20 protein-coding genes are annotated in these 23239 nt (G+C 61.5%); 10 read left to right on the top strand and 10 right to left on the bottom strand.

Features of this window, described 5'->3' with window-relative positions; genetic code table 11:
- Positions 1–19: 19 nt before the first annotated feature.
- The 8 genes from phaC (JWU58_RS25450) to argS form a co-directional block, all read right to left on the bottom strand.
- The gene (gene phaC, locus JWU58_RS25450; protein ID WP_206421200.1) at positions 20–1702 is read right to left on the bottom strand and encodes a class II poly(R)-hydroxyalkanoic acid synthase; all 1683 of its coding nucleotides are present in this window, start codon (positions 1700–1702) and stop codon (positions 20–22) included.
- Positions 1703–1842: 140 nt separating this feature from the next.
- Positions 1843–2697 carry a poly(3-hydroxyalkanoate) depolymerase gene (phaZ, locus tag JWU58_RS25445; RefSeq protein WP_016772063.1) on the bottom strand — a complete coding sequence of 285 codons (855 nt, stop codon included), beginning with the start codon at positions 2695–2697 and terminating at the stop codon, positions 1843–1845.
- A 94-nt stretch (positions 2698–2791) separates the two neighbouring features.
- Complete coding sequence (phaC, locus tag JWU58_RS25440) at positions 2792–4471, bottom strand: class II poly(R)-hydroxyalkanoic acid synthase (RefSeq protein WP_206421199.1); 1680 nt, start codon at positions 4469–4471, stop codon at positions 2792–2794.
- Positions 4472–4728: 257 nt separating this feature from the next.
- The gene (locus JWU58_RS25435; RefSeq protein ID WP_041477560.1) at positions 4729–5100 is read right to left on the bottom strand and encodes a gamma-butyrobetaine hydroxylase family protein; all 372 of its coding nucleotides are present in this window, start codon (positions 5098–5100) and stop codon (positions 4729–4731) included.
- 77 nt (positions 5101–5177) lie between these two features.
- On the bottom strand, positions 5178–6515 hold the full coding sequence (gene hslU / locus JWU58_RS25430) for an ATP-dependent protease ATPase subunit HslU (protein ID WP_016772060.1): 1338 nt from the start codon (positions 6513–6515) through the stop codon (positions 5178–5180).
- A gap of 55 nt (positions 6516–6570) precedes the next feature.
- The gene (gene hslV / locus JWU58_RS25425) at positions 6571–7101 is read right to left on the bottom strand and encodes an ATP-dependent protease subunit HslV (protein ID WP_007968352.1); all 531 of its coding nucleotides are present in this window, start codon (positions 7099–7101) and stop codon (positions 6571–6573) included.
- Positions 7102–7391: 290 nt separating this feature from the next.
- Positions 7392–8102, bottom strand: a complete 711-nt coding sequence (locus tag JWU58_RS25420) for an SPOR domain-containing protein (RefSeq protein ID WP_016772059.1) — start codon at positions 8100–8102, stop codon at positions 7392–7394.
- Position 8103: 1 nt separating this feature from the next.
- Positions 8104–9840 carry an arginine--tRNA ligase gene (gene argS, locus JWU58_RS25415; RefSeq protein WP_024011262.1) on the bottom strand — a complete coding sequence of 579 codons (1737 nt, stop codon included), beginning with the start codon at positions 9838–9840 and terminating at the stop codon, positions 8104–8106.
- On the opposite strand from argS, the gene JWU58_RS27430 reads away from it, so the two are divergent.
- Positions 9839–9961: a hypothetical protein gene (locus JWU58_RS27430; protein ID WP_016772057.1), complete on the top strand. Its 123-nt coding sequence runs from the start codon at positions 9839–9841 to the stop codon at positions 9959–9961. The genes argS and JWU58_RS27430 overlap by 2 nt on opposite strands.
- A 118-nt stretch (positions 9962–10079) precedes the next feature.
- Here the strand turns inward: JWU58_RS27430 and JWU58_RS25410 are convergent, their stop codons facing one another.
- Positions 10080–12299 carry a primosomal protein N' gene (locus JWU58_RS25410; protein WP_206421198.1) on the bottom strand — a complete coding sequence of 740 codons (2220 nt, stop codon included), beginning with the start codon at positions 12297–12299 and terminating at the stop codon, positions 10080–10082.
- Between the two features lie 288 nt (positions 12300–12587).
- Here JWU58_RS25410 and rpmE point away from each other — a divergent pair, with 288 nt between their 5' ends.
- From rpmE to JWU58_RS25395, 3 genes are all read left to right on the top strand, one after another.
- The gene (gene rpmE / locus JWU58_RS25405) at positions 12588–12809 is read left to right on the top strand and encodes a 50S ribosomal protein L31 (protein WP_016772055.1); all 222 of its coding nucleotides are present in this window, start codon (positions 12588–12590) and stop codon (positions 12807–12809) included.
- A 41-nt stretch (positions 12810–12850) separates the two neighbouring features.
- On the top strand, positions 12851–13534 hold the full coding sequence (locus tag JWU58_RS25400) for a thermonuclease family protein (protein ID WP_206422224.1): 684 nt from the start codon (positions 12851–12853) through the stop codon (positions 13532–13534).
- Positions 13535–13718: 184 nt separating this feature from the next.
- A complete protein-coding gene (locus JWU58_RS25395; protein ID WP_016772053.1) occupies positions 13719–14987 on the top strand; it encodes a malic enzyme-like NAD(P)-binding protein in 1269 nt (422 codons plus the stop codon).
- 198 nt (positions 14988–15185) lie between these two features.
- On the opposite strand, the gene JWU58_RS25390 is transcribed toward JWU58_RS25395, so the two are convergent.
- Positions 15186–17630 (bottom strand): penicillin-binding protein 1A, encoded by a 2445-nt coding sequence (locus JWU58_RS25390; RefSeq protein WP_420893298.1) that lies wholly within the window; start codon positions 17628–17630, stop codon positions 15186–15188.
- Between the two features lie 219 nt (positions 17631–17849).
- Between JWU58_RS25390 and JWU58_RS25385 the strand changes: the two genes are divergently transcribed.
- From JWU58_RS25385 to aroK, 6 genes are read left to right on the top strand one after another with little or no spacing between them, the layout of a single operon-like run.
- Entirely contained in the window at positions 17850–18914 is a 1065-nt protein-coding gene (locus JWU58_RS25385; protein ID WP_024011266.1) for a pilus assembly protein PilM, read from the top strand.
- Positions 18914–19480 carry a PilN domain-containing protein gene (locus JWU58_RS25380; protein WP_016772051.1) on the top strand — a complete coding sequence of 189 codons (567 nt, stop codon included), beginning with the start codon at positions 18914–18916 and terminating at the stop codon, positions 19478–19480. Before JWU58_RS25385 ends, JWU58_RS25380 begins: the two co-directional genes overlap by 1 nt.
- Complete coding sequence (gene pilO, locus JWU58_RS25375) at positions 19477–20100, top strand: type 4a pilus biogenesis protein PilO (RefSeq protein WP_024011267.1); 624 nt, start codon at positions 19477–19479, stop codon at positions 20098–20100. The genes JWU58_RS25380 and pilO overlap by 4 nt, the downstream gene beginning before the upstream one ends.
- Complete coding sequence (locus tag JWU58_RS25370; protein WP_016772049.1) at positions 20097–20621, top strand: pilus assembly protein PilP; 525 nt, start codon at positions 20097–20099, stop codon at positions 20619–20621. The genes pilO and JWU58_RS25370 overlap by 4 nt, the downstream gene beginning before the upstream one ends.
- Before the next feature lie 13 nt (positions 20622–20634).
- Positions 20635–22713: a type IV pilus secretin PilQ gene (locus tag JWU58_RS25365; RefSeq protein ID WP_206421196.1), complete on the top strand. Its 2079-nt coding sequence runs from the start codon at positions 20635–20637 to the stop codon at positions 22711–22713.
- 4 nt (positions 22714–22717) lie between these two features.
- A complete protein-coding gene (gene aroK / locus JWU58_RS25360) occupies positions 22718–23236 on the top strand; it encodes a shikimate kinase AroK (RefSeq protein ID WP_024011270.1) in 519 nt (172 codons plus the stop codon).
- The last annotated feature ends 3 nt before the right edge of the window (positions 23237–23239 follow it).

Below are 23239 nucleotides of genomic sequence, written 5' to 3'. Positions count from 1 at the left end.
AGAAAATTTCGGTTGAGCGTCAGCGCACATGCACATAGGTGCCGGGTGCCGCTTCCATCGGTGGATAGTTCGGGTTACCCAGTGTTGTGCGGGTCTCGTTAAGGGCGCCGGAGCGCTGCTCGACCCATTCCAGCCACTGCGGCCACCAGCTGCCGTCGACGTGTCTGGCATCGTAGTACCAGGCGCGCGGGTCACTGCTCAGTTTGGCGTTTTCGACGTAGGCAGCTTTCGGGTTGCTCGGCGGGTTGAGGATGCTCTGCACGTGGCCGCTGTTGGACAGCACGAAACGTCGTTCGCCACCGAGCAGCAGGGTCGAGCGATACACCGCGTCCCATGGCGTGATGTGGTCGTTCATGCCGGCGACGCTGAAGCTGTCGACATTGACCTTCTGCAGATCGATCGGCGTACCGCACACTTCTAGACCGCCTGCGTGGATCAGCGGGTTGTGCTTGAAGAAGTCCAGCAGATCGCCGTGCAGCGCCGCCGGCAGGCGGGTGTTGTCATTGTTCCAGTAGAGAATGTCGAAAGCGGGCGGCTCCTTGCCCAGCAAGTAGTTGTTGACGAAATAGCTCCAGATCAAATCGTTGGGGCGCATCCAGGCGAAGACTTTGGCCATGTCGCGACCCTCGAGCACGCCTCGCTGATACGAGCGACGCTTGGCCGCTTCCAGTGTTTGCTCGTCGGCGAACAGCGTGGCCGGGGTTTCGATCTGGCTGTCGAGCAGACTGACCAGATACGTCGCGCTGGCGACCCGGCGCAGTTGCCGTTTGGCCTGCAAATGCCCTTGCAGGGCGGCGATGGTCAGGCCGCCGGCGCAGGCTCCCATCAGGTTCATTTCGCGGGCGCCGGTAATCGCCCGGCAGATGTTCATCGCTTCTTCGACCGCTTCGACGTAACTCGACAGGCCCCACTCGCGATGGCGCACATCAGGATTGCGCCAACTGATCATGAAGGTTTGCAGGCTGTTTTTCAGGGCGTACTGGACGAAGCTGTTCTGCGGGCTCAGATCGAAGATGTAGTACTTGTTGATTTGCGGCGGCACCACCAGCAAGGGCTTGGCGTACTGCTTTTCGCTCATCGATTTGTACTGGATCAGCTCGAACATTTCATTGCGAAACACCACAGCCCCAGTGGTGGTCGCCACGGTTTTGCCGACCTCGAAGGCCTGCCTGGTCACTTGCCGTGGCAGGCCGTCGTTATGCAACAGATCATCGAACAGATGGCTCAGGCCACGCACCAGACTCTGCCCGCCGGAATTGAACAACTCCTTGACCGCCAGCGGGTTGAGCAGAGTGTTGGACGGCGCTACGGCGTCATTGAGCAGGGTGAAAGCGAAGTGCGCACGGGCACGATCTTCAGGGCTCATGTCGCCTTCATCGATCCAGCTCTTGACCTGTTTCTGCCAGGCCAGATAAGCCTGCAGGCTGCGTCGGTAGAACGGGTTGAGGCTCCACGCCGGATCGGCGAAGCGGCTGTCTTGCGGATTGGTCGGGTGCAGGGTTTCGCCGAGCAGTACGCGGCCCAGCTGTCCGCCAAGCTTCAGCGCATGCTTTGCGCTGTGCAACGGATTGCGCAAGCCGTGGGCGGCGACGCTGCGCAGGGTCGACAGCCGATCCCTGCCGCGCAGACCGGCGATCGCACTCTGGGCGTTGATAAACACGGCGGGGCTGGGCACCACGCCCGTCGCTGGTTTTTCGCGCATGACTCAACACTCCTTCGTCTTCAGGGCAAAAACACACTCACCGAACCAGAACACCATAGACGCTGTTACCGGTTGCTGCCTGCGCGGCGTCCTGCCGCGCGCTTGATTTGAAAAGTGCTGCATAAAGCAGGCCGCCGCGATCAGCCGCCGAGCGGCGTCGGATGCGGGTGCATGACTGCGCGCAGACGCTCCTCTTCGAGAAACTTCATGATGATCGGCGCCACCGCTTCGGCGCGGGTAATCAGGAACAGATGGCCGTCATCGATGATGTGCAGCTGCGCGTTGGGAATGCGCCAGGCGAGCATGCGCATGTTGATCAGCGGAATCAGCGGATCGTCATCGCCGGCCAGCACCAGCGTCGGCTGATGGATCTTGTGCAGCCAGTGGATGCTGGTCCAGCCGAGGCCGGCGAACAGCTGCCAGTAGTAACCGAGCTTGCCCGCCGAGCGCACTTTCGCCGCATGGCTGGCGGCCAGCGTCGGATCGCGGCGGAACGAGCCGCCGTAGATCATCGGCGCGATGCGAATCACATGGGATGGCTGAATGTAGCGGCGCGGGCTGGCCATCATCCACAGCACTTTCGGCTTGCCCGGGACCATCACCGCACCGGCCGCGGTCGCCGCCAGTACCAGTTTCTTGCAGCGCTCGGGGTAGTCGTAGGCAAACTGCTGCGCCAGGGCGCCGCCCCACGACACGCCGATCACATTGACCTGACCGTAGTCGAGATAGTCGAGCATCCGCGCCGTCAGTTTGGCCAGGCCGGGGAAGCGATACGGTCGGTTCGGCGTCGACGACCCACCGACCCCGGGCACGTCGAAGGCGATCACTTCCAGATCCGGGTCGAGCGCTGCGACAAACGGAAACACCAGCTCCAGGTTGGCGCCGATGCCGTTGAAAATCAGCAGAGGCGTCAAATGAGGCTTGCCGGGACGCACCGCCGTGCGGAGGGTCTGGCCATCCAGATCGACGGTGCGGAATATGAACGGTTGCGGCATGGGTCAAACCCTTCGGGTCAGTTGGGAGCAGCTGCAAGCCGCAAGCTTCAAGCAGAACCCGCTCAGCTTGTCGCTCGCAGCTTGAAACTTGCCGCTATCTCTCATGTACGTAAGTGCCCGGCGAAGCCTCGCCTGCCGGGTACGCTTTGTTGCCCAGTTTCGCCGGGGCCTTTTTCAGGTTGCCCGAGCGTTCGGCCAGCCATGCCTGCCAGTACAGCCACCAGGAATCGGTGTGCTTGGTCGAGTTTTCCTGCCAGTCATCGGCGGTCGGCGCCATCTCTTCGCTGGTCATGTAACGCGATTTCGGATTGCCCGGCGGGTTGAGGATGCTCTGGATATGGCCGCTGCTCGACAGCACGAATTCGACTTTGCCGCCGAACAGCTGCGCCGACTTGTAGCAGGACTTCCACGGCGTGATGTGATCGTTGGTGCCGGCCAGCGAGAAGATGTCGGCAGTCACCTGCTTGAGGTCGATCGGCGTGCCGCACACTTCCAGTGCATTGGCGCGGATCAGTGGATTGTTTTTGAACATCTCGATCAGGTCGCCGTGGAACGCAGCGGGCAGGCGGGTGGTGTCGTTGTTCCAGAACAGGATGTCGAACACCGGCGGCTCGTTGCCGAGCAGGTAGTTGTTGACCCAGTAGTTCCAGATCAGATCGTTGGGGCGCATCCAGGCGAAGACCTTGGCCATGTCTTTGCCTTCGAGCACGCCGGCCTGGTAGGAGTGGCGCTTGGCGGTCTCCAGGGTCTGCTCATCGACGAACAGGGCGACGTCGCTGTCCAGGGTGGTGTCGAGCACGCTGACCAGCAGGGTGAGGGCGTTGACCTTGTTCTCGCCGAGCGCGGCGTAGTGGCCGAGCAGGGCGGTGCAGGTGATGCCGCCGGAGCAGGCGCCGAGCATGTTGACGTCTTTGCTGCCGGTGATCGCGGTGACCACATCGACGGCTTCTTTCAGCGCTTCGATGTAGGTCGACAGGCCCCACTCGCGCTGGGCCTTGGTCGGGTTGCGCCAGCTGATGATGAAGGTCGGCACGTTGTTGCGCAGGCAGAAGCGCGCCAGGCTCTTGTCCGGGCTCAAGTCGAAAACGTAGAACTTGTTGATCTGCGGCGGCACTACCAGCAGCGGGCGCTCGTGGACCTGCTCGGTGATCGGCCGGTACTGGATCAGCTCCAGCACATCATTGCGGAACACCACCGCGCCTTCGGTGACGCCGAGGCTCTTGCCCACCTCGAACGCGCCCATGTTGACCTGGCTCGGCATGCCGCCGTTGTGCACCAGATCCTTGGCCAGATGCGAGAGGCCATCGAGCAGGCTTTTGCCGCCGGTTTCGAAGAAGCGTTTGACCGCCGCCGGATTGGCCGCCGTATTGGTCGGCGCCATGGCTTCGGTCATCAGGTTGATGACGAAATGCCCGCGAGCGATGTCTTTGGCGGACAGGCTGCTGTCATCAATCCAGGCATGCAGTTCCTTGCGCCAGGCCAGGTAGGTTTGCAGATAACGTTTGTATAGCGGGTTCTGGCTCCACGCCGGGTCGGCGAAACGGCGGTCGTCACCGGCCGGTTGCAGCGCGGATTTGCCCAGCAGCACGTTTTTCAGTTCGAGGCCGAAATGGGTCACGTGCCTGACGCTGTGAATCGGTTGTCTGATGGCCTGTTTCAGCACCATTCGAGCAGAGGCCAGCAGATCCTTTCCGCGCAGCCCGACGACGGGGTTAAGCCCCAGAGTGTTTTCCGAGGCTTGGTACTTCAGGTCATCGTTATTCTTGTCACTCATCTACGACGCTCCATTGTCCTGAGACGAGTACCCGGTTTCACGCTGTCGCTTCCACAGCCAATGCCGGGTACTACTGCTCGGGTGACCGTTGATTCTGCATAGCTGCTTTACAGTCGTAGAGCACTGCAGGGAACTTGCCAGCTCCATTGGTTACCCGAGTTTAATTTTTTTCGCAAGCGGCCGATCCGGGGCCGTATGCGCGGAGCATTCAAACAGATGAAGTTAGAAAATGCCCTCTAAAGAGCAAGAGCCACGGCCTAGAGCATCAGCTTGACGAACGACTCGTTCGGATCGCGGGATTTTCCGGCAGCGCGCAGCTCGGCAAGATAATCGTCCCAGAGTTCGTTCTGGCGCTTGCCGAGTTCGTAGAGGTATTCCCAAGTGAACAGGCCGCTGTCGTGACCGTCGTCGAAGGTCAGTTTCAGTGCATAGTTGCCAGCCGGTTCCAGCTTGCTCAGACCCACGTTGAGCTTGCCGAATTGCAGGATCGGTTTGCCGTGGCCCTGGACCTCGGCGGAGGGAGAGTGCACACGCAGAAACTCGGCGGGCAGGGTGAATTCCTCGCCGGACGCGTAAGTGAGCGTCAGGGTTTTCGAGGCTTTGTGCAGTTTGATGTCGGTGGGAATCATGAAAAACAGCCTTTAGCTGCAAGCTACAAGTTGCAAGCTTAACTCAGCTTGCCGCTTGTAGCTTGTAGCTTGCCGCTCTACAGAATGTAGCGGGACAGATCTTCGTTCTGCGCCAATTCGCCGAGGTGGCTGTTGACGTAGTCGGCGTCGATCAGAATCGCCTTGTCATCATGGGCGCTGGCGAGGTCGCCGGCGCTGAACGACACCTCTTCGAGCAGGCGCTCGAGCAGGGTGTGCAGGCGACGGGCACCGATGTTCTCGGTTTTCTCGTTGACCTGCCAAGCGATCTCCGCCAGACGCTTGATGCCCTCGGGCTGGAACTGGATGTTCAGGCCTTCGGTCTTCAGCAGCGCGCAGTATTGCTCGGTGAGCGAGGCGTGCGGTTCGCTGAGGATGCGTTCGAAGTCTTCCGGGCTCAGCGCCTTTAGCTCGACGCGGATCGGCAGACGGCCTTGCAGCTCCGGCACCAGATCGCTTGGCTTGCTCAGGTGGAACGCACCGGAGGCGATGAACAGGATGTGGTCAGTCTTGACCATGCCCAGCTTGGTGTTGACGGTGCAGCCCTCGATCAGCGGCAGCAGGTCGCGCTGTACGCCTTCGCGGGAAACATCGGCGCCGCCGACATTGCCGCGCTTGGCGACCTTGTCGATTTCGTCGATGAAGACGATACCGTGCTGCTCGACCGCTTCCAGCGCCTTGGCCTTCAGTTCTTCTTCGTTGACCAGACGCCCGGCTTCTTCATCGCGCACCAGTTTCAGCGCTTCCTTGACCTTCAGCTTGCGCGACTTCTTCTTGCCCTTGCCCATGTTGGCAAACAGCGATTGCAGCTGGTTGGTCATCTCTTCCATGCCTGGCGGCGTGGCGATTTCGATGCCGGAGACTTCGGCGACTTCGATCTCGATTTCCTTGTCGTCCAGCTGGCCTTCGCGCAGGCGCTTGCGGAACAGCTGACGCGTGTTGGAATCGGAGCTCGGCGCTTCTTCGTTGCTGAAGCCCATGCGTGCCGGCGGCAGCAACGCGTCGAGGATGCGATCCTCGGCGGCGTCTTCGGCGCGGTGGCGTACGCGAGTCATTTCCTGTTCGCGGAGCATCTTGATCGCGGCATCGGCCAGATCACGGATGATCGACTCGACGTCGCGGCCGACGTAGCCGACCTCGGTGAATTTGGTCGCTTCGACCTTGATGAACGGCGCGTTGGCCAGTTTCGCCAGGCGACGGGCGATCTCGGTTTTACCGACACCGGTCGGGCCGATCATCAGGATGTTCTTCGGGGTCACCTCAACGCGCAGCTCTTCAGGCAGCTGCATGCGGCGCCAGCGGTTGCGCAGGGCAATCGCGACGGCGCGCTTGGCATCGTCCTGGCCGATGATATGGCGGTTGAGTTCGTGGACGATTTCGCGGGGAGTCATGGACATAGTAATTGACGGTCCTCAAGCAGAAACAAGCCGTGGCACATGGGCCGCAACAGGCTTATTCAGCGAGATCCTGCTCCTCAATGGTCTGGGTGTGGTTGGTGAATACGCAGATGTCGCCAGCGATGCCGAGAGCGGTTTCGACGATCTCGCGCGCCGACAGGTCGGTCTTTTTCAGCAGGGCACTGGCGGCGGCTTGCGCGTAGGCGCCGCCGGAACCCATGGCGATCAGGCCATCTTCGGGTTCGACCACGTCACCGTTGCCGGTGATGATCAGCGAGGCATCCTTGTTGGCAACCGCGAGCATCGCTTCGAGGCGGCTCAGGGAGCGGTCGGTGCGCCATTCCTTGGCGAGTTCGACGGCGGCGCGGATCAGGTGACCCTGATGTTTTTCGAGCTGGCCTTCGAAACGTTCGAACAGGGTGAAGGCGTCGGCGGTGGCACCGGCGAAACCGGCGATGACCTGGCCGTGGTACAGGCGACGGACCTTTTTGGCGTTGCCTTTCATCACGGTGTTGCCGAGAGAAACCTGGCCGTCGCCGCCCATGACGACTTTGCCGTGGCGGCGGACTGAAACGATGGTGGTCAAGGGAAGAGTCTCCACGCAGCGGGGCGAAAATGCCTTATGCCCATTCATATGGGGGTGCTGGAGGGGATTTCAACCGGTAGGGGCGATGGGAGACGAATGGTGTGTGTGATGACTGTGGCGAGGGGATTTATCCCCGTTCGGCTGCGAAGCAGTCGCGAAACCATCATTTGCGGTATGCCTGCTGCACCGCAATGGCTGGTTTCAGGGCTGCTCCGCAGCCAAACGGGGATAAATCCCCTCGCCACAAAGTTTGAAGGTCACCTGCAAGTTGCAGCTGACCTCTGAGAGCCTTAGCGGCTCTGGCGTTGTTGTAACAACAGGTTGCTGAAGCCCGCACCAGCCAGTTGTTTCTGCGCCGTGGTCAGTTGTTCACGGTTGCTGAACGGGCCGACCAAGACGCGGTACCAGGTTTCATCCTTGACCGTGCCGGACTCCACCGCGACGGCTTGGCCGAGCAGAATGATCTGCGCACGCACCTTGTCAGCATCGGTTTCCTTGCGGAACGAACCGGCCTGGAGGAAGAACTTGGTCACTGGCGCGGCCTTGCTCACGGGTGGCGCTGGCGGCGGCGTGATCCCGGCAAGAGCCGCTTGAGCCCGTGCGGTGTCGATCTTCGCCGCTTCGGCCGGGGTTACCGGCGTGGTCGGGATGGCCGGCACTTGCGGCGTCGGCAGGGTCTTCTCCGGTACCGCGTCCGGCGGCACGATCACTTCCGATTCCGGCAGCAGGGTGTAGAAGTCGTACTTCGGCTTCACCGGTTGCGTCGGGCTCGGCGGGGTCTTGTTGGCCTCGGCGATCTTCGACGCTTTCTGCTGCTGTTCGACTTTCTCGCGCTTGACCGTGTCGCTGCCCTTGCCCGGTTCCAGTTTCATCAGAAACACGATGAACGCGCCGACGGTCAGGCCGATGGCCATCCACAGCCAGCCCGGAATCGGTTGTTTCGCCGGGGCCTGATAGCGACTGGCGCCGCGTTTGGGTGCAGGTTTTTTCTTGGCAGCCAACTTACATACGCTCCAGAGTTTCCAGACCCAACAGCTCCAGGCCTTGCTTGAGGGTGCGACCGGTCAGTGCGGCCAGACGCAGACGGCTCTGCATCTGCGCCGGGGTGTCGGCGGCGAGGATCGGGCAGTTCTCGTAGAAGCTGGAGAACAGGCCGGCGACGTCGTACAGGTAGGTGCAGAGAATGTGCGGCGTGCCTTTTTCAGCGACGTTGTTCAACACTTCGCCGAACTGCGCCAGCTTCGCCGCCAGCTCCTGCTCGTGCGCCGCTTCGAGGACGATCTGGCCGTCGACTTCGCTGAAGTCCTTGCCCAGTTTGCGGAACACACCGGCCACGCGGGTGTAGGCGTAAAGCAGGTATGGCGCGGTGTTGCCCTCGAAGTTGAGCATCAGGTCGAAGTTGAAGCTGTAGTCGCTGGTGCGATGCTTGGACAGGTCGGCGTATTTCACCGCGCCGATGCCGACGACCTTGGCGATGTTGCGCAACTCGTCTTCGGCCAGAGTCGGGTTCTTCTCTTTCACCAGGTTGTAGGCACGTTCCTGGGCTTCGGTCAGCAGGTCGATCAGCTTCACGGTGCCGCCATCACGGGTCTTGAACGGACGGCCATCGGCGCCGTTCATGGTACCGAAACCCATGTGTTCCATTTCCATCGGATGGGTGACGAAACCGGCCTTGCGCGCCACCGCGAAGACCTGCTGGAAGTGCAGGGCCTGGCGCTGGTCGACGAAATACAACGCGCGATCAGCCTTAAGCTTGCCGCTGCGGTAGCGCACGGCCGCCAGGTCAGTGGTGGCGTACAGGTAACCGCCATCGGCCTTGACGATGATCACCGGCAGCGGATCGCCATCGGCGTTCTTGAACTCGTCGAGGAACACGCACTGGGCGCCGTTGCTCTCGACCAGCATGCCGGCAGCCTTGAGGTCGTTGACCACATTGATCAGGTCATCGTTATAGGCACTTTCGCCCATGACGTCGGCCATGGTCAGTTTGACGTTGAGCAGTTCGTAGATCTTCTGGCAGTGCGACAGCGAGATGTCCTTGAACTTGGTCCACAGCGCCAGGCATTCGGCATCGCCAGCCTGCAACTTGACCACCAGGCCACGGGCGCGGTCGGCGAATTCTTCGGACTCGTCGAAACGCTGCTTGGCCGCACGGTAGAAGTTTTCCAGGTCGGACAGCTCGTCGCTGGTGATCGGGTTTTCCTGCAGATAAGCCATCAGCATGCCGAACTGAGTGCCCCAGTCGCCGACGTGATTCTGGCGGATCACCTCGTCGCCGAGGAACTCAAGCACCCGGGCCACGCCGTCGCCGATGATGGTCGAGCGCAAGTGGCCGACGTGCATCTCTTTGGCCAGGTTCGGCGCCGACAGATCGACCACGGTGCGCTGCGCCGGGCCGGCCTTGCGCACGCCGACACGGGCGTCGGCCAGCGCGGCGTCGAGGCGCGAGGCCAGGGCCTGGGTGTTCTGGAAGAAATTGATGAAGCCCGGGCCGGCGATTTCGGCCTTGGTGACGTTCTCGTCAGCGGGCAGGGCGGCGATGATTTTCTCCGCCAGATCGCGCGGCTTCATGCCGGCAGGCTTGGCCAGCATCATGGCGATGTTGCTGGCGAAGTCGCCGTGGGTCTTGTCGCGGGCGTTCTCCACCTGGATCGCCGGCGTCAGGCCTTCAGGCAACACACCTTCGTTGACGAGTTGGGTGAGGGCTTGCTGGATCAGCTGGCGAATGGTGTCTTTCATGGTCTTCTCTTTCGACCGCAAGCGCGGCGGGCGCATCGATGCGCGGGTGGAAAAACTGGGCATTATCCGTTGCGAAGACGGGCTTGCCAACCTTAGCAGGCAGGATGTGGATATGTGGTGACAAAAAGTCCGCTTTCGCGAGCAGGCTCGCTCCCACAAGGTTTTGCGCAGGACCCACAAGGTATGTACGGCGCTGATCCACTGTGGGAGCGAGCCTGCTCGCGAAAGCGATCTTCAGCTCAATACAGATCCACCGGATCAACATCCAGCGACCAGCGCACTGCCCGCCCACTCGGCATCTGCTCCAGCATCAGCATCCAGCTGGCCAGCAAGCGGTGCAACGGCGCCCGCGCGGTCGCCTGCAACAACAGTTGCGCGCGATAACGCCCGGCACGGCGCTCCATCGGTGCCGGCACCGGCCCGAGCAGCTCGATGCCGCTCAGATTCAATTCGGCCAGCAGGCGTTCGGCCTCGCTGCACGCTTCATCGAGAAAGCCTTCCGCCTGCCCTGGCTTGTGCGCTTCGGCACGCAACAGTGCCAGATGGGCGAACGGCGGCAATCCGGCGGCGCGGCGTTCGCTCAGGGCTTGTTCGGCGAAGGCGAAATAACCCTGCTCGGTCAGTTGCACCAATAAAGGGTGGTCGGCCAAATGCGTCTGGATGATCACCTTGCCCGGCTCCTCCGCCCGGCCGGCGCGCCCGGCGACCTGGACGATCAACTGCGCCATGCGCTCGCTGGCGCGGAAGTCGCCGGAGAACAGGCCGCCGTCGGCATCCAGAATCGACACCAGCGTCACCCGTGGGAAGTGGTGCCCTTTGGCCAACATCTGCGTGCCGACCAGAATGCACGGCTGACCCTTTTGAATCGTCGCAAACAGCTGATTCATCGCGTCCTTGCGCGATGTACTGTCGCGATCGACGCGCAGTACCGGGTAATCCGGAAACAGAATCGCCAAGCGTTCTTCGGCGCGTTCGGTGCCGGCACCGACCGGGCGCAGATCGACCTTGCTGCATTTCGGGCATTGGCGCGGTGTGCGCTCAACGTTGCCGCAGTGGTGACAGCGCAACTCGCCGTAACGCTGGTGCACGGTCATGCGCGCATCGCAGCGCGAGCACTCGGACATCCAGCCGCAATCGTGGCAGAGCAGGGTCGGGGCAAAGCCGCGCCGGTTGAGGAACACCAGCACCTGCTGGCCGTTGGCGAGGGTCTGGCCGATGGCTTGCTGCATCGGTCCGGAAATACCGCTGTCGAGCGGACGGCTTTTCACGTCCAGACGCAGGAAGCGCGGTTGCTTGGCGCCGCCAGCGCGTTCGTTCAGGCGTAACAGGCCGTAGCGCCCCGTGTAAGCGTTGTGCAGGCTCTCCAGCGACGGCGTGGCGGAGCCGAGCACGATCGGGATGTTTTCCTGCCGCGCGCGTACCAGCGCCAGATCGCGAGCGTGGTAGCGCAGGCCTTCCTGCTGTTTATAGGAGCCGTCGTGTTCTTCATCGATGATGATCAGCCCGGGATTTTTCATCGGCGTGAACAGCGCCGAACGGGTGCCGATAATAATGTCGGCCTCGCCATCACGGGCGGCGAGCCAGGCTTCCAGGCGTTCGCGATCATTTACCGCCGAGTGCAGCAGGGCGATGCGCGCATTGAAGCGCTGTTCGAAACGCGCCAGGGTCTGCGGGCCGAGGTTGATTTCCGGGATCAGCACCAGTGCCTGTTTGCCGGCTTCGAGGGTCTCGCGTATCAGCTGCAGATAGACTTCGGTCTTGCCGCTGCCGGTGACGCCGGCCAGGAGAAAAGCGTGGTAACTGTCGAAGCCGGCGCGAATCGCTTCATACGCCGCGCGCTGTTCGCTGTTGAGCGGCAGCTCCGGTTGCGCCAGCCAATGTTCATGGCGAACGCCGGGGGCGTGGCGGCGGATTTCGACCTGCACCAGTCCCTTGGCCAGCAGCAGATCGAGGCTGTCCTTGCTCAGCATCAGTTTGCTCAACAACTGATGGGCGACGCCGTGAGGATGCTGGGCCAGCGTGGTCAGCGCCTCGCGCTGGCGTGGCGCACGGGCCACTCGCGGGTCGTCAACGCTGGCGCCGGGGGCAATCGACCAGAAGCGTTCCTGCCGGGCCTCGGCCAGCTCGCCCTGACGCAGCAGCACCGGCAAGGCCCAGTTCAAGGTGTCGCCGAGGCTGTGCTGGTAATACTGCGCGGTCCACAGGCACAGCTTGAACAGCGCTGGCGGCAGTGGCGAAGTCGTGTCGAGCAGGGCCAGCGCCGGCTTGAGTTTTTCTGCCGGCACTTCGCTGGTGTCGGTGACCTCAACCAGAATCCCGATCATCTCGCGCCGACCGAACGGCACCCGCAGGCGCATGCCCGGCTGCAATTGCTCGCGCCGCACCCCGGCCGGCGCCCGGTAATCAAACACCCGGCGCAGAGGCGAAGGCAGGGCAAGGCGCAGAATGGCGTCGGGCACGCGGGAGGATCTCTATAAACGCAAAAGAAGGGTTGAACGCAGATCAATTCTGGGAGCGAGCTTGCTCGCGAAGGCGGTGTATCAGACGCTTGGACATTGACTGACACAACGCATTCGCGAGCAAGCTCGCTCCCACAGGGGAATGCGTTCAAGGTCGGGAGCCTAGCAGACGGTCGGTCTCGGTGACAGCTTGCGCGATTGAAAAGGTCTGGTAGAATCCGCGGCCTAATTACGTGCGGTATTCAACAATAGTGTTGGGTGGCGGCACGCTAGCCTGAGGAAGACACCATGAAAGCCGAAATCCATCCGAACTACCCGGAAATCGCTGTTACCTGCAGCTGCGGTAACAAGTTCGAAACTCGTTCGACCTACGGCAAAGCCCTGGCGATCGACGTTTGCAACGAATGCCACCCGTTCTACACCGGTAAGCAGAAGACTCTGGACACCGGCGGCCGTGTGCAGAAGTTCGCAGACCGTTTCGCTACTTTCGGCGTCGGCAAAAAAGCCTGAGGCTGATCATTTTGGAAGGTCGCTTCGACTTCTCCAGACTGATGAAAAAGGCGTCCCTTGCGGGCGCCTTTTTTGTGTCTGCGATTTGGCTGTCCGCCGCCCAGGCGTTCTGCCCGGCACCCGCAGGGCTGACCAGCGTCAGTGTGCAGCGGGTGGTCGATGGCGACACCCTGCGCCTGAGCGACGGGCGCAATGTGCGCATGATCGGTCTCAATACGCCGGAGCTGGGCAAGCAAGCGAAAGACCATTACGGCCGTACGCTGGCGCATGTTTACAGCGTCAGCGGAGTCAATCTCGAAGCGCAGATGCTTGCTGATGGTCTTGGTTTTCACGTTGCGGTGGCGCCGAACGTCGATCTGGTCGCCTGCCAACAGGCCGCCGAACGCAGCGCGCGACGAGCCGGGCTTGGTCTCTGGCGGCAATCGCCGGTCCAGAAAGCGCAGCAGATCCAGCGTTCGGGCTTTGCCGTAGTCAGCGGTAGGGTGAGCAAGGTGCAGCGCAATCGCGGCGGAATCTGGATCGAGTTGCAGGACAGGCTTGTATTGCGGGTTGCACCCAATCTGCTCGGACGATTTGACAGTGCTGATCTGGAAGCGCTGAAAGGCAGGCAGATCGAGGCCCGTGGCTGGGTGGTTGACCGATCCCGGCGCGGTGGTCTGCAAAAAGGTCAGGCGCTCTGGTTGCTGCCGTTGACCGATCCTTCGATGCTGCACGTACCGCGCTGAAGAGAAATTGTAGACATTTTCACAGCTGATTGTGAACAGTCCAGCCCTTGTGCGCCGTGGCTCTTGGCCCAAAGTCGTAGGGCAGGGCGCTTGACAGCGGTGACTGCCCAGTCTTGTGGGGACTTTGCGAGGCGCGTATCCTCGCTGACCAGTCTGTCCAACAGTAAAAAAGCGGAATGCCAAAATGTCTGATCTGAAAACTGCCGCTCTCGAATACCACGCCAATCCTCGTCCGGGGAAGCTGAGTGTCGAGCTCACCAAGGCCACTGCTACCGCCCGCGACCTGTCGCTGGCCTACAGCCCCGGCGTAGCTGAACCAGTGCGCGAGATCGCTCGCGATCCTGAACTGGCCTACAAATACACCGGCAAGGGCAACCTGGTGGCAGTCATTTCCGACGGCACCGCGATTCTCGGCCTGGGCAACCTCGGCCCACTGGCTTCCAAGCCTGTAATGGAAGGCAAAGGCGTGCTGTTCAAGCGTTTCGCCGGCATCGACGTATTCGACATCGAAGTCGACTCCGAAAGCCCGCAGGCCTTCATCGACACCGTCAAGCGCATCTCCATCACCTTCGGTGGCATCAACCTGGAAGACATCAAGGCGCCAGAGTGCTTTGAGATCGAACGCGCTCTGATCGAGCAGTGCGATATTCCGGTGTTCCACGATGACCAGCACGGCACCGCGATCGTGACCGCTGCGGGCATGATCAACGCCCTGGAAATCGCTGGCAAAACCCTGCCGGAAGCGAAGATTGTCTGCCTCGGCGCCGGTGCTGCCGCCATCTCCTGCATGAAACTGCTGGTGAGCATGGGCGCTCGCATCGAAAACATCTTCATGGTTGACCGTACCGGCGTGATCCACTCCGGCCGTGACGACCTGAACCAGTACAAAGCCGTGTTCGCCCACGCTACCGAGAAGCGCACCCTGGCAGACGCACTGGCAGGCGCTGACGTATTCGTCGGTCTGTCCGGTCCGAACCTGCTGAGCGCCGAAGGCCTGCTGTCGATGGCGGCCAACCCGATCGTCTTCGCCTGCTCCAACCCGGATCCGGAAATCTCCCCGGAACTGGCGCACGCCACCCGTAGCGACGTGATCATGGCTACCGGCCGTTCGGACTACCCGAACCAGGTCAACAACGTGCTGGGCTTCCCGTTCATCTTCCGTGGTGCCCTGGACGTTCGCGCCAAGCGCATCAACGAAGAAATGAAAGTCGCCGCCGCCAACGCCCTGCGCGAACTGGCCAAACTGCCTGTTCCACAGGACGTGTGCGATGCCTACGGCGGTGCTCCGCTGGAATTCGGCCGTGAGTACATCATTCCGAAACCAATGGACAAGCGCCTGATCACCCTGATCTCCGACGCCGTGGCCAAGGCTGCGATCGAGACCGGCGTGGCCACCCTGCCGTATCCGAAGAACTACCCGCTGAAAAGCGTGGATGACGTGTTCAACGGTTAAAAGCAGCCGCCCATAAAAAAACCCAGCCTGGTGCTGGGTTTTTTTATGGGCTGCAAGCTGCAAGCTGCAAGCTGCAAGCTGCAAGCTGCAAGCTGCAAGCTGCAAGCTGCAAGCTACAAGCTACAAGCTGCAAGCTGCAAGCGTGCATCGTTCGCGCTTTTGCTTGCCGCTTGTAGCTTGGCGCTTGCAGCTGCTCCCCTAGAACAGATCGATCGGCGCCTGCTCATCCGCCGGCAGCGGGCTGCCCGGTACGGCGCCGTTGCCCAGCTCGTTCACCGATGGCGGCGTGTCTTCGGCCTTGAACAGTTCGAAGTACGCACCCGGTGTGCTCGGCGTCGCGGCGCGGCCACTGACCGGGTCCACCCGCAGGCTGAGCAAGCCTTCCGGCTCAGGCTGCACATGCGGCGGCTTGTCTTTCAGCGCGGCCGACATGTAATTCATCCAGATCGGCAGCGCCACGGTGCCACCGAACTCACGGCGTCCGAGGCTTTCCGGCTGGTCGAAACCGGTCCACACGGTGGTTACGTAATCAGCGTTGTAACCGGAGAACCAGGCATCTTTCGATTCGTTGGTGGTACCGGTCTTGCCGGCGATGTCACTGCGGCCCATGGCCAGTGCACGGCGGCCGGTGCCGAGTTTGATTACGTCCTGCAGCATGCTGTTGAGGATGTAGGTGGTACGTCCATCGACAATCCGCTCGGCCACGGCCGGCGCTTGCGGCACTGCCGGATTGCCGGGCGCTTCACCGGCGACTGGTGTGGCATTGACCGTGAACGACTCGGTGGCTGGCGCAGCGATACCGTCGGTCGTCGAACCACCTTGTGGCACGGTCGGCGGGTTGGCGACGAACAGCGTGTCGCCGTTACGGCTTTCGATCCTGTCGATGATGTACGGGGTGATCTTGTAGCCGCCGTTGGCGAAAGTGCTCCAGCCGGTGGCGATTTCCATTGGTGTCAGCGTTGCGGTGCCGAGTGCCAGTGACAGGTTCGGCGGCAGGTCCTGCTTGTTGAAGCCGAAGCGAGTGATGTAGTCGATGGTCTTGCCCACGCCCATGGCCTGCAACAGGCGGATCGACACCAGGTTGCGCGACTTGTACAGCGCTTCACGCAGGCGGATCGGGCCGAGGAAAGTGTTGGTGTCGTTCTTCGGTCGCCAGACCTTGTCCAGGTACTCGTCGACGAACACGATCGGCGCATCGTTGACCAGACTGGCAGCGGTGTAGCCGTTATCCAGCGCAGCGCTGTAAACGAATGGCTTGAAGCTCGAGCCCGGCTGACGCTTGGCCTGCATGGCGCGGTTGTAGTTGCTCTGCTCGAAAGCGAAGCCACCCACCAGCGAACGGATCGCGCCGTTCTGCGGATCCAGCGACACCAGTGCGCCCTGAGCCTGGGGAATCTGGCTGAATTTCAGCGAATTGTCGGTCTGGCGCTGCACGCGGATCAGATCACCGACCTGCGCGACATCCGACGGCTGGCGCGGGTTGGCGCCCATGCTGTTGGTATTGAGGAACGGTCGCGCCCATTTCATCGTGTCCCAGGCAACGTGCTCTTCACCAGTGCGGGTCAACACTTGCAGGCCGGTTTTATCGACTTGGGTGACGATGGCAGGTTCGAGGCTGCTGATGGTGCGCTGCTTGGTCAGTTCGCTGGCCCAGGCCTCGCGGGTCTTGCCTGGCAGGCGCGACTCGGGGCCACGGTAGCCGTGGCGCTGGTCGTAAGTCATCAAGCCTTCGTGCAGTGCGGTGTTGGCCATTTCCTGCAGATTGCTTGGCACCGTGGTGGTGACACGGAAGCCTTCGGTGTAGGCCTCGCTGCCATAACGACCGACCATTTCGGCACGGGCCATTTCGGCGATGTACGGTGCGTTCACTTCCGGGGTTGGCACGTGGTAGCTGGCGTTCAGCGGCTCGTTGATCGCGGCGGTGTAGTCGGCTTCGCTGATCTTGCCCAGCTTGTACATGCGCCCGAGGATCCAGTCGCGGCGTTCTTTGCTGCGTGCCGGGTTGGCCAGCGGGTTGAAGCGCGACGGAGCTTTTGGCAGACCGGCGATCATCGCCATCTGCGCCAGGCTGATGTCACGGATCGATTTACCGTAATACACCTGCGCCGCCGCCTCGATGCCGTAGGCACGGTTGCCCAGGTAGATCTTGTTGACGTACAGCTCCAGGATCTCGTCCTTGGTCAGCTGTCGTTCGATCTGCAGGGCCAGCAGGATTTCCGTGGTTTTGCGCGAAAAGCTGCGCTCGCTGGTGAGGAAGAAGTTCTTCGCCACCTGCATGGTGATGGTGCTGCCGCCGGACTGAATGTGCCCGCTCTTGACCAGTTGCGTTGCCGCGCGCATCAGGCTGCTCGGGTCGACGCCATAGTGATTGGCAAAATTGTCGTCTTCAGCACTTAGTAACGCATTGATGAAATTGGGCGGAATGTCGGCGAAACGGATCGGCGTACGGCGCATTTCGCCAAATTCTGCGATCAACTTGTTATCGCTGCTGTAAACGCGCAGAGGAATCTGCAACTGAATGCTTCTCAGCGCCTCCACAGACGGCAAACCCGGACTAAGGTAAAGAAAGGCGCCGCTGAGACCTAAGAGCAGTCCGCAGAAAACGGCGACGATGGACCAACCGAAAAATTTCAGCAGACGAATCAAGGCTTTTGGACATCCAGGGCAAAGAATGAATTTGGCACGGGGCTGCGGTTACACACAGAGCCATCCGCGCGGGCAGTAAAAAGCGGAAAAAATCGCTGGGCATTATAAGCACTTTTCCGTCGGAGGCGTCATTGGCGCTTCTGTCAAGACGGGGGTGAAGGAACGCAATGCGTATTACAGAGTCCGTAACTCACGGAAAGTCATAGGGAATTGGTAGTGCTGGGACTCTTCAATAAAAAGACCAATGCGTTACTGGGGATCGACATCAGCTCCACGTCGGTGAAGCTGCTGGAACTGAGCCGTCAGGGCGAGCGCTACCGGGTCGAGGCCTACGCGGTGGAGCCGTTGCCGGCGAACGCTGTGGTCGAAAAGAACATCGCCGAACTCGAGGGCGTTGGCCAGGCACTGAGCCGCCTGCTGGTCAAGGCGCGTACCGGGGTCAAGAGCGTGGCGGTGGCAGTGGCGGGTTCGGCAGTGATCACCAAGGTCATCGAGATGGACGCCGGGCTGTCCGACGACGAACTGGAAAACCAGCTCAAGATCGAGGCCGACCAATACATTCCCTATCCGCTGGACGAAGTCGCCATCGACTTTGAAGTCCAGGGCGTCTCGCCGCGCAACCCGGAACGGGTCAACGTGCTGCTTGCCGCCTGTCGCAAGGAAAACGTCGAGGTGCGTGAAGCGGCGCTGGCGCTCGCCGGCCTGACCGCGCGGGTGGTGGATGTCGAGGCCTACGCGCTGGAGCGCTCGTTCGGCCTGCTGGCGACGCATCTGGCGGCCTCACAGGAGCGCCTGACAGTGGCGGTGGTCGACATTGGCGCGACCATGACCACTCTCAGCGTCCTGCACAACGGCAAGATCATCTACACCCGCGAGCAATTGTTTGGCGGGCGCCAACTCACCGAAGAGATTCAGCGCCGCTACGGCCTCACGGTCGAACAGGCGGGCCTGGCGAAAAAGCAGGGCGGGCTGCCTGACGATTACGTCAGCGAGGTCCTGCAGCCATTTCGCGAGGCGCTGGTGCAGCAAGTCTCGCGTTCGCTGCAGTTCTTCTTCGCCTCCGGCCAGTACAACGCGGTCGACCATATCCTGCTGGCGGGCGGCACCGCATCGGTCCCCGGCCTGGACCGCCTGATCGAACAGCGTCTGGACACGCCGACGCAGGTCGCCAACCCGTTCGCCGACATGGCTTTAGGCAGCAAGGTCAATGCTGGGGCGCTGGCCAGTGATGCGCCAGCCTTGATGATTGCCTGCGGGCTCGCGCTCAGGAGTTTCGACTGATGGCGCGGATCAACCTTCTCCCCTGGCGCGAGGAGCGCCGCGAAGAACGGCGCAAGCGCTTTCTGCTGGTCCTGATCGGCGTGCTGGCCGGCTCGATCGGCGCGGTGCTGATTGCTGACCAGATCATCACTGCGGCCATCGAGCGGCAAATGGCGCGCAACGATTACATCGGCAAACAGATTGCCGTGGTCGACGAACGCATCAAGCAAATCAGCGAGCTCAAGGCGCGCCGCCAGCAATTGGTCGAGCGCATGCGCATCATCCAGGACCTGCAGGGCAACCGGCAGATCAGCGGGCGAATCTTCGATCAGTTGGCACGCACGTTGCCGGACGGCGTGTATTTCACCGATGTGAAAATGGCCGGCAAGACCCTGTCCATCAGTGGCGCGGCGGAGTCGAACAACCGGGTCTCCGAGCTGATGCGCAATCTCGACGCGTCCGACTGGTTCGACGCGCCAAGCCTGAATGAGGTCAAGGCCACCAGCGCCGATCAGGTCGAACAGGCCAACGTCTTCCAGCTGACCGTTCGTCAGACCCAGCCCAAGGTTGTGGAGGACGAGCAATGAAAGCCTCCGAGTGGCTGCAGGGCCTGCGCAACATCGATTTCAACGACCTCGACACCAGCAACATCGGCTCCTGGCCACCGGCAGTGAAAACCCTGTGCGGTGCGCTGGTGATGGTGTTGATCCTCGCGCTTGGCTATTACTTCTTTATCAGCGATATGGAAAATCAGCTCGACCTCAAGCGCGAAGAGGAAACCACCCTCAAGGAACAATTCGCCAGCAAGGCGCGGCTGTCGGCGAACCTTGAGCTCTATACCCAGCAAATGAAGGAAATGGAAAACACCTTCGGCGTGCTGCTGCGGCAATTGCCCAGCGATACCGAAGTGCCGGGCCTGCTCGAAGACATCACCCGTACTGGTCTGGGCAGCGGCCTGGAATTCGAGGAAATCAAGCTGCTGCCGGAAGTGACCCAGCCGTTCTACATCGAACTGCCGATCCAGATCACCGTGACCGGCGCCTATCACGACCTCGCCACCTTCGTCAGCGGCGTCGCCGGCCTGCCACGGATTGTGACTCTGCACGATTTCGAACTGGCGCCGGCCAATCCCGAGGGCGGGACGAAGCTGCGCATGAGTATTCTTGCCAAGACGTACCGCTATAACGACAAGGGGCTGGAGAAATGACCCCGATTCGTTACTTCGTCCTGCCCATGGTGCTGGCGTTGAGCGGCTGCGGTGGCGGCGATGACTTCAGCGACCTCGACGCGTACCTCAACGAAGTGCGCCTGCGTCCGGCGGGCAAGATTGAACCAACGCCGACATTCCGGTCTTACCCCACATTCACTTACAGCGCCGCCAACCTGCGCAGTCCGTTTTCGCGGCAGGCGCGGGTCGATCTGGCCGGGCAGAAGCACGGCTCGCGCAACGTCAAACCCGACCCTAACCGGGTCAAGCAATATCTTGAAGGATTCAATATCGAGCAGTTCGAAATGGTCGGCACGATCGCCAATGCCTCGGGCTCGTTTGCGCTGTTGCGCGGCGCAGGCGGGGTGCATCGCCTGAAGGTCGGCGACTACCTGGGCCGCAACGACGGCCGCATTGTCGCCATCAGCGCCACCCAGGTCGATGTCGTGGAGATCGTGCCCGACGGCGCCGGCGCCTGGCTGGAGCGGCCGCGCACCATTCCTTTGAAAGAGCACTCATAGTGGAAGTCGAACAATGAACAGGATTTTCTCCACCCTCGGTTTTTCGCTATGGATAGCGCTGGTGTCACCGATGGTAATGGCGGCCAGTCTGAAAGCGCTGGATGTTGCCGCGCTGCCGGGTGACCGCGTCGAACTGAAGCTGTCGTTCGACGGCCCGCCACCACAGCCCAAGGGCTACACAACCGAGTCGCCGGCGCGCATTGCACTGGATCTGCCGGGCGTGACCAGCCAGTTGGCCAGCAGGAATCTTGATCTGGGCAGCGGCAACGCGCGCACGGCCACGGTGGCCGAAGCCAAGGATCGCACGCGGCTGATTGTCAGCCTGACGCAGTTGGCGCCTTACAGCACGCGGGTCGAGGGCAATAATCTGTTTGTGGTGGTCGGTCAGGGCGCTTCCGCGACTGCGCCGCGCCCGGCTGCCGTGGCAGCGCGTGCCGCCACGGCCGCTGCGGCACCTGCCAGACCAGCCGCGCAACGAAGCAGGGCGATTCGCGGTGTCGATTTCCAGCGCGGCACCGAGGGTGAGGGCAACGTAGTCATCGACCTCTCCGATCCGACCATCGCCCCGGATATCCAGGAGCACGATGGCAAGATCATCCTCAGCTTCGCCCGCACGCAATTGCCGGAAAAACTGCGCGTGCGCCTCGACGTCAAGGACTTCGCCACGCCCGTGCAGTTCGTCAACGCAGCGCTCACCGGCGATCGCACCGTGATCACTGTCGAGCCCAGCGGCACCTTCGACTACTCCACGTTTCAGACCGATAACAAGCTCACCGTGAGCGTGCGGCCGATGAGCATCGACGACCTGCAAAAGCGCAACGCCGACCGTCAGGCCTATGTCGGCGACAAGCTCTCGCTGAATTTTCAGGACATCGACGTGCGCTCGGTGCTGCAACTGATCGCGGACTTCACCAATCTCAATCTGGTGGCGAGCGATACGGTGCAGGGCGGTATCACTTTGCGCCTGCAGAACGTGCCGTGGGATCAGGCGCTGGATCTGGTGCTGAAAACCAAGGGACTGGACAAGCGCAAGATCGGCAACGTGCTGCTGGTCGCGCCGGCCGATGAAATTGCCGCTCGCGAGCGTCAGGAACTGGAATCGCAGAAGCAGATCGCCGAGCTGGCGCCCCTGCGTCGTGAGCTGCTGCAAGTCAATTACGCCAAGGCGGCGGACATCGCCAAGCTGTTCCAGTCCGTGACCAGTGCCGAGGCCAAGGTCGACGAGCGCGGTTCGATTACCGTCGATGAGCGAACCAACAACATCATTGCCTACCAGACCCAGGATCGCCTCGACGAACTCCGGCGGATCGTCGCGCAGCTGGATATTCCGGTGCGCCAGGTGATGATCGAGGCGCGCATCGTTGAGGCCAACGTCGATTATGACAAGAGCCTGGGCGTGCGCTGGGGCGGTTCGGTGCAGAACAAGGGCAACTGGAACGCCTCAGGGGTCAATGGCTCCTCGAGCACCATCGGTACGCCGGGCAGCACCGGCACCAACTCGCCGTTCGTCGACATGGGCACGGTCAACAATACCTCGGGGATCGGCATTGCTTTCATCACCGACAACGTACTGCTGGATCTCGAACTGACGGCGATGGAAAAGACCGGCAACGGCGAAATCGTCTCGCAGCCGAAGGTGGTCACCTCGGACAAGGAAACCGCGAAGATCCTCAAAGGCACCGAGATTCCCTATCAGGAGGCCAGCTCCAGCGGCGCGACCTCGGTGTCGTTCAAGGAGGCCTCGCTGTCGCTGGAAGTCACTCCGCAGATCACCCCGGACAACCGCATCATCATGGAGGTCAAGGTCACCAAGGATGAGCCGGACTACCTGAACAAGGTGCAGGATGTGCCGCCGATCAAGAAAAACGAGGTCAACGCCAAAGTGCTGGTAAATGACGGCGAGACCATCGTAATCGGCGGTGTTTTTTCAAATACTCAAAGCAAGGTCGTAGATAAGGTGCCATTTCTTGGCGATGTGCCGTATCTTGGCCGCCTTTTCCGGCGTGATGTGGTTTCGGAGAAAAAATCCGAGCTGCTGGTATTTCTCACTCCGCGTATCATGAATAACCAGGCGATTGCTGTGAGTCGTTGATTCTGTGCGAAATTTGATACTTGTAGGACCGATGGGTGCTGGCAAAAGCACCATCGGCCGATTGCTGGCCAAAGAGCTGCGCCTGCCGTTCAAGGATTCCGACAAGGAAATTGAGCTGCGCACGGGTGCCAATATCCCATGGATCTTCGATAAGGAAGGCGAGCCCGGCTTTCGTGACCGTGAGCAGGCGATGATCGCCGAGCTGTGCGCGTTCGATGGTGTGGTGCTGGCGACCGGCGGCGGCGCGGTGATGCGTGATGCCAATCGCAAGGCCCTGCATGAAGGCGGGCGCGTGGTGTATCTGCACGCCTCCGTCGAGCAGCAGGTCGGCCGCACCTCCCGCGATCGCAATCGGCCGCTGCTGCGTACCGCCGATCCGGCGAAAACCCTGCGCGACCTGCTCGAGATCCGTGACCCGCTGTATCGGGAAATTGCCGATCTGGTGGTGGAAACCGACGAGCGGCCGCCACGCATGGTGGTGCTCGACATTCTCGACCGCCTCGCGCAGTTGCCGCCCCGTTAAAGC

This window comes from Pseudomonas atacamensis, assembly GCF_017167965.1.
In the GTDB taxonomy this organism is placed as follows: Bacteria; Pseudomonadota; Gammaproteobacteria; order Pseudomonadales; family Pseudomonadaceae; genus Aquipseudomonas; species Aquipseudomonas atacamensis.
The sequence above is the reverse complement of the archived record's forward strand: the minus strand, read 5'-3'. Positions and strand labels throughout refer to the sequence as shown.

Excerpts from the sequence above, each read along its gene's own strand:
- JWU58_RS25365 (WP_206421196.1), top strand. The coding sequence starts at position 20,635 with ATGAACAGGATTTTCTCCACCCTCGGTTTTTCGCTATGGATAGCGCTG.
- rpmE (WP_016772055.1), top strand. The coding sequence starts at position 12,588 with ATGAAAGCCGAAATCCATCCGAACTACCCGGAAATCGCTGTTACCTGC.
- phaC (WP_206421199.1), bottom strand. The coding sequence starts at position 4,471 with ATGAGTGACAAGAATAACGATGACCTGAAGTACCAAGCCTCGGAAAAC.
- JWU58_RS25435 (WP_041477560.1), bottom strand. The coding sequence starts at position 5,100 with ATGATTCCCACCGACATCAAACTGCACAAAGCCTCGAAAACCCTGACG.
- hslU (WP_016772060.1), bottom strand. The coding sequence starts at position 6,515 with ATGTCCATGACTCCCCGCGAAATCGTCCACGAACTCAACCGCCATATC.
- phaZ (WP_016772063.1), bottom strand. The coding sequence starts at position 2,697 with ATGCCGCAACCGTTCATATTCCGCACCGTCGATCTGGATGGCCAGACC.
- argS (WP_024011262.1), bottom strand. The coding sequence starts at position 9,840 with ATGAAAGACACCATTCGCCAGCTGATCCAGCAAGCCCTCACCCAACTC.
- JWU58_RS25395 (WP_016772053.1), top strand. The coding sequence starts at position 13,719 with ATGTCTGATCTGAAAACTGCCGCTCTCGAATACCACGCCAATCCTCGT.
- phaC (WP_206421200.1), bottom strand. The coding sequence starts at position 1,702 with ATGCGCGAAAAACCAGCGACGGGCGTGGTGCCCAGCCCCGCCGTGTTT.
- JWU58_RS25370 (WP_016772049.1), top strand. The coding sequence starts at position 20,097 with ATGACCCCGATTCGTTACTTCGTCCTGCCCATGGTGCTGGCGTTGAGC.
- JWU58_RS25380 (WP_016772051.1), top strand. The coding sequence starts at position 18,914 with ATGGCGCGGATCAACCTTCTCCCCTGGCGCGAGGAGCGCCGCGAAGAA.
- JWU58_RS25400 (WP_206422224.1), top strand. The coding sequence starts at position 12,851 with ATGAAAAAGGCGTCCCTTGCGGGCGCCTTTTTTGTGTCTGCGATTTGG.
- pilO (WP_024011267.1), top strand. The coding sequence starts at position 19,477 with ATGAAAGCCTCCGAGTGGCTGCAGGGCCTGCGCAACATCGATTTCAAC.
- JWU58_RS27430 (WP_016772057.1), top strand. The coding sequence starts at position 9,839 with ATGGTCTTCTCTTTCGACCGCAAGCGCGGCGGGCGCATCGATGCGCGG.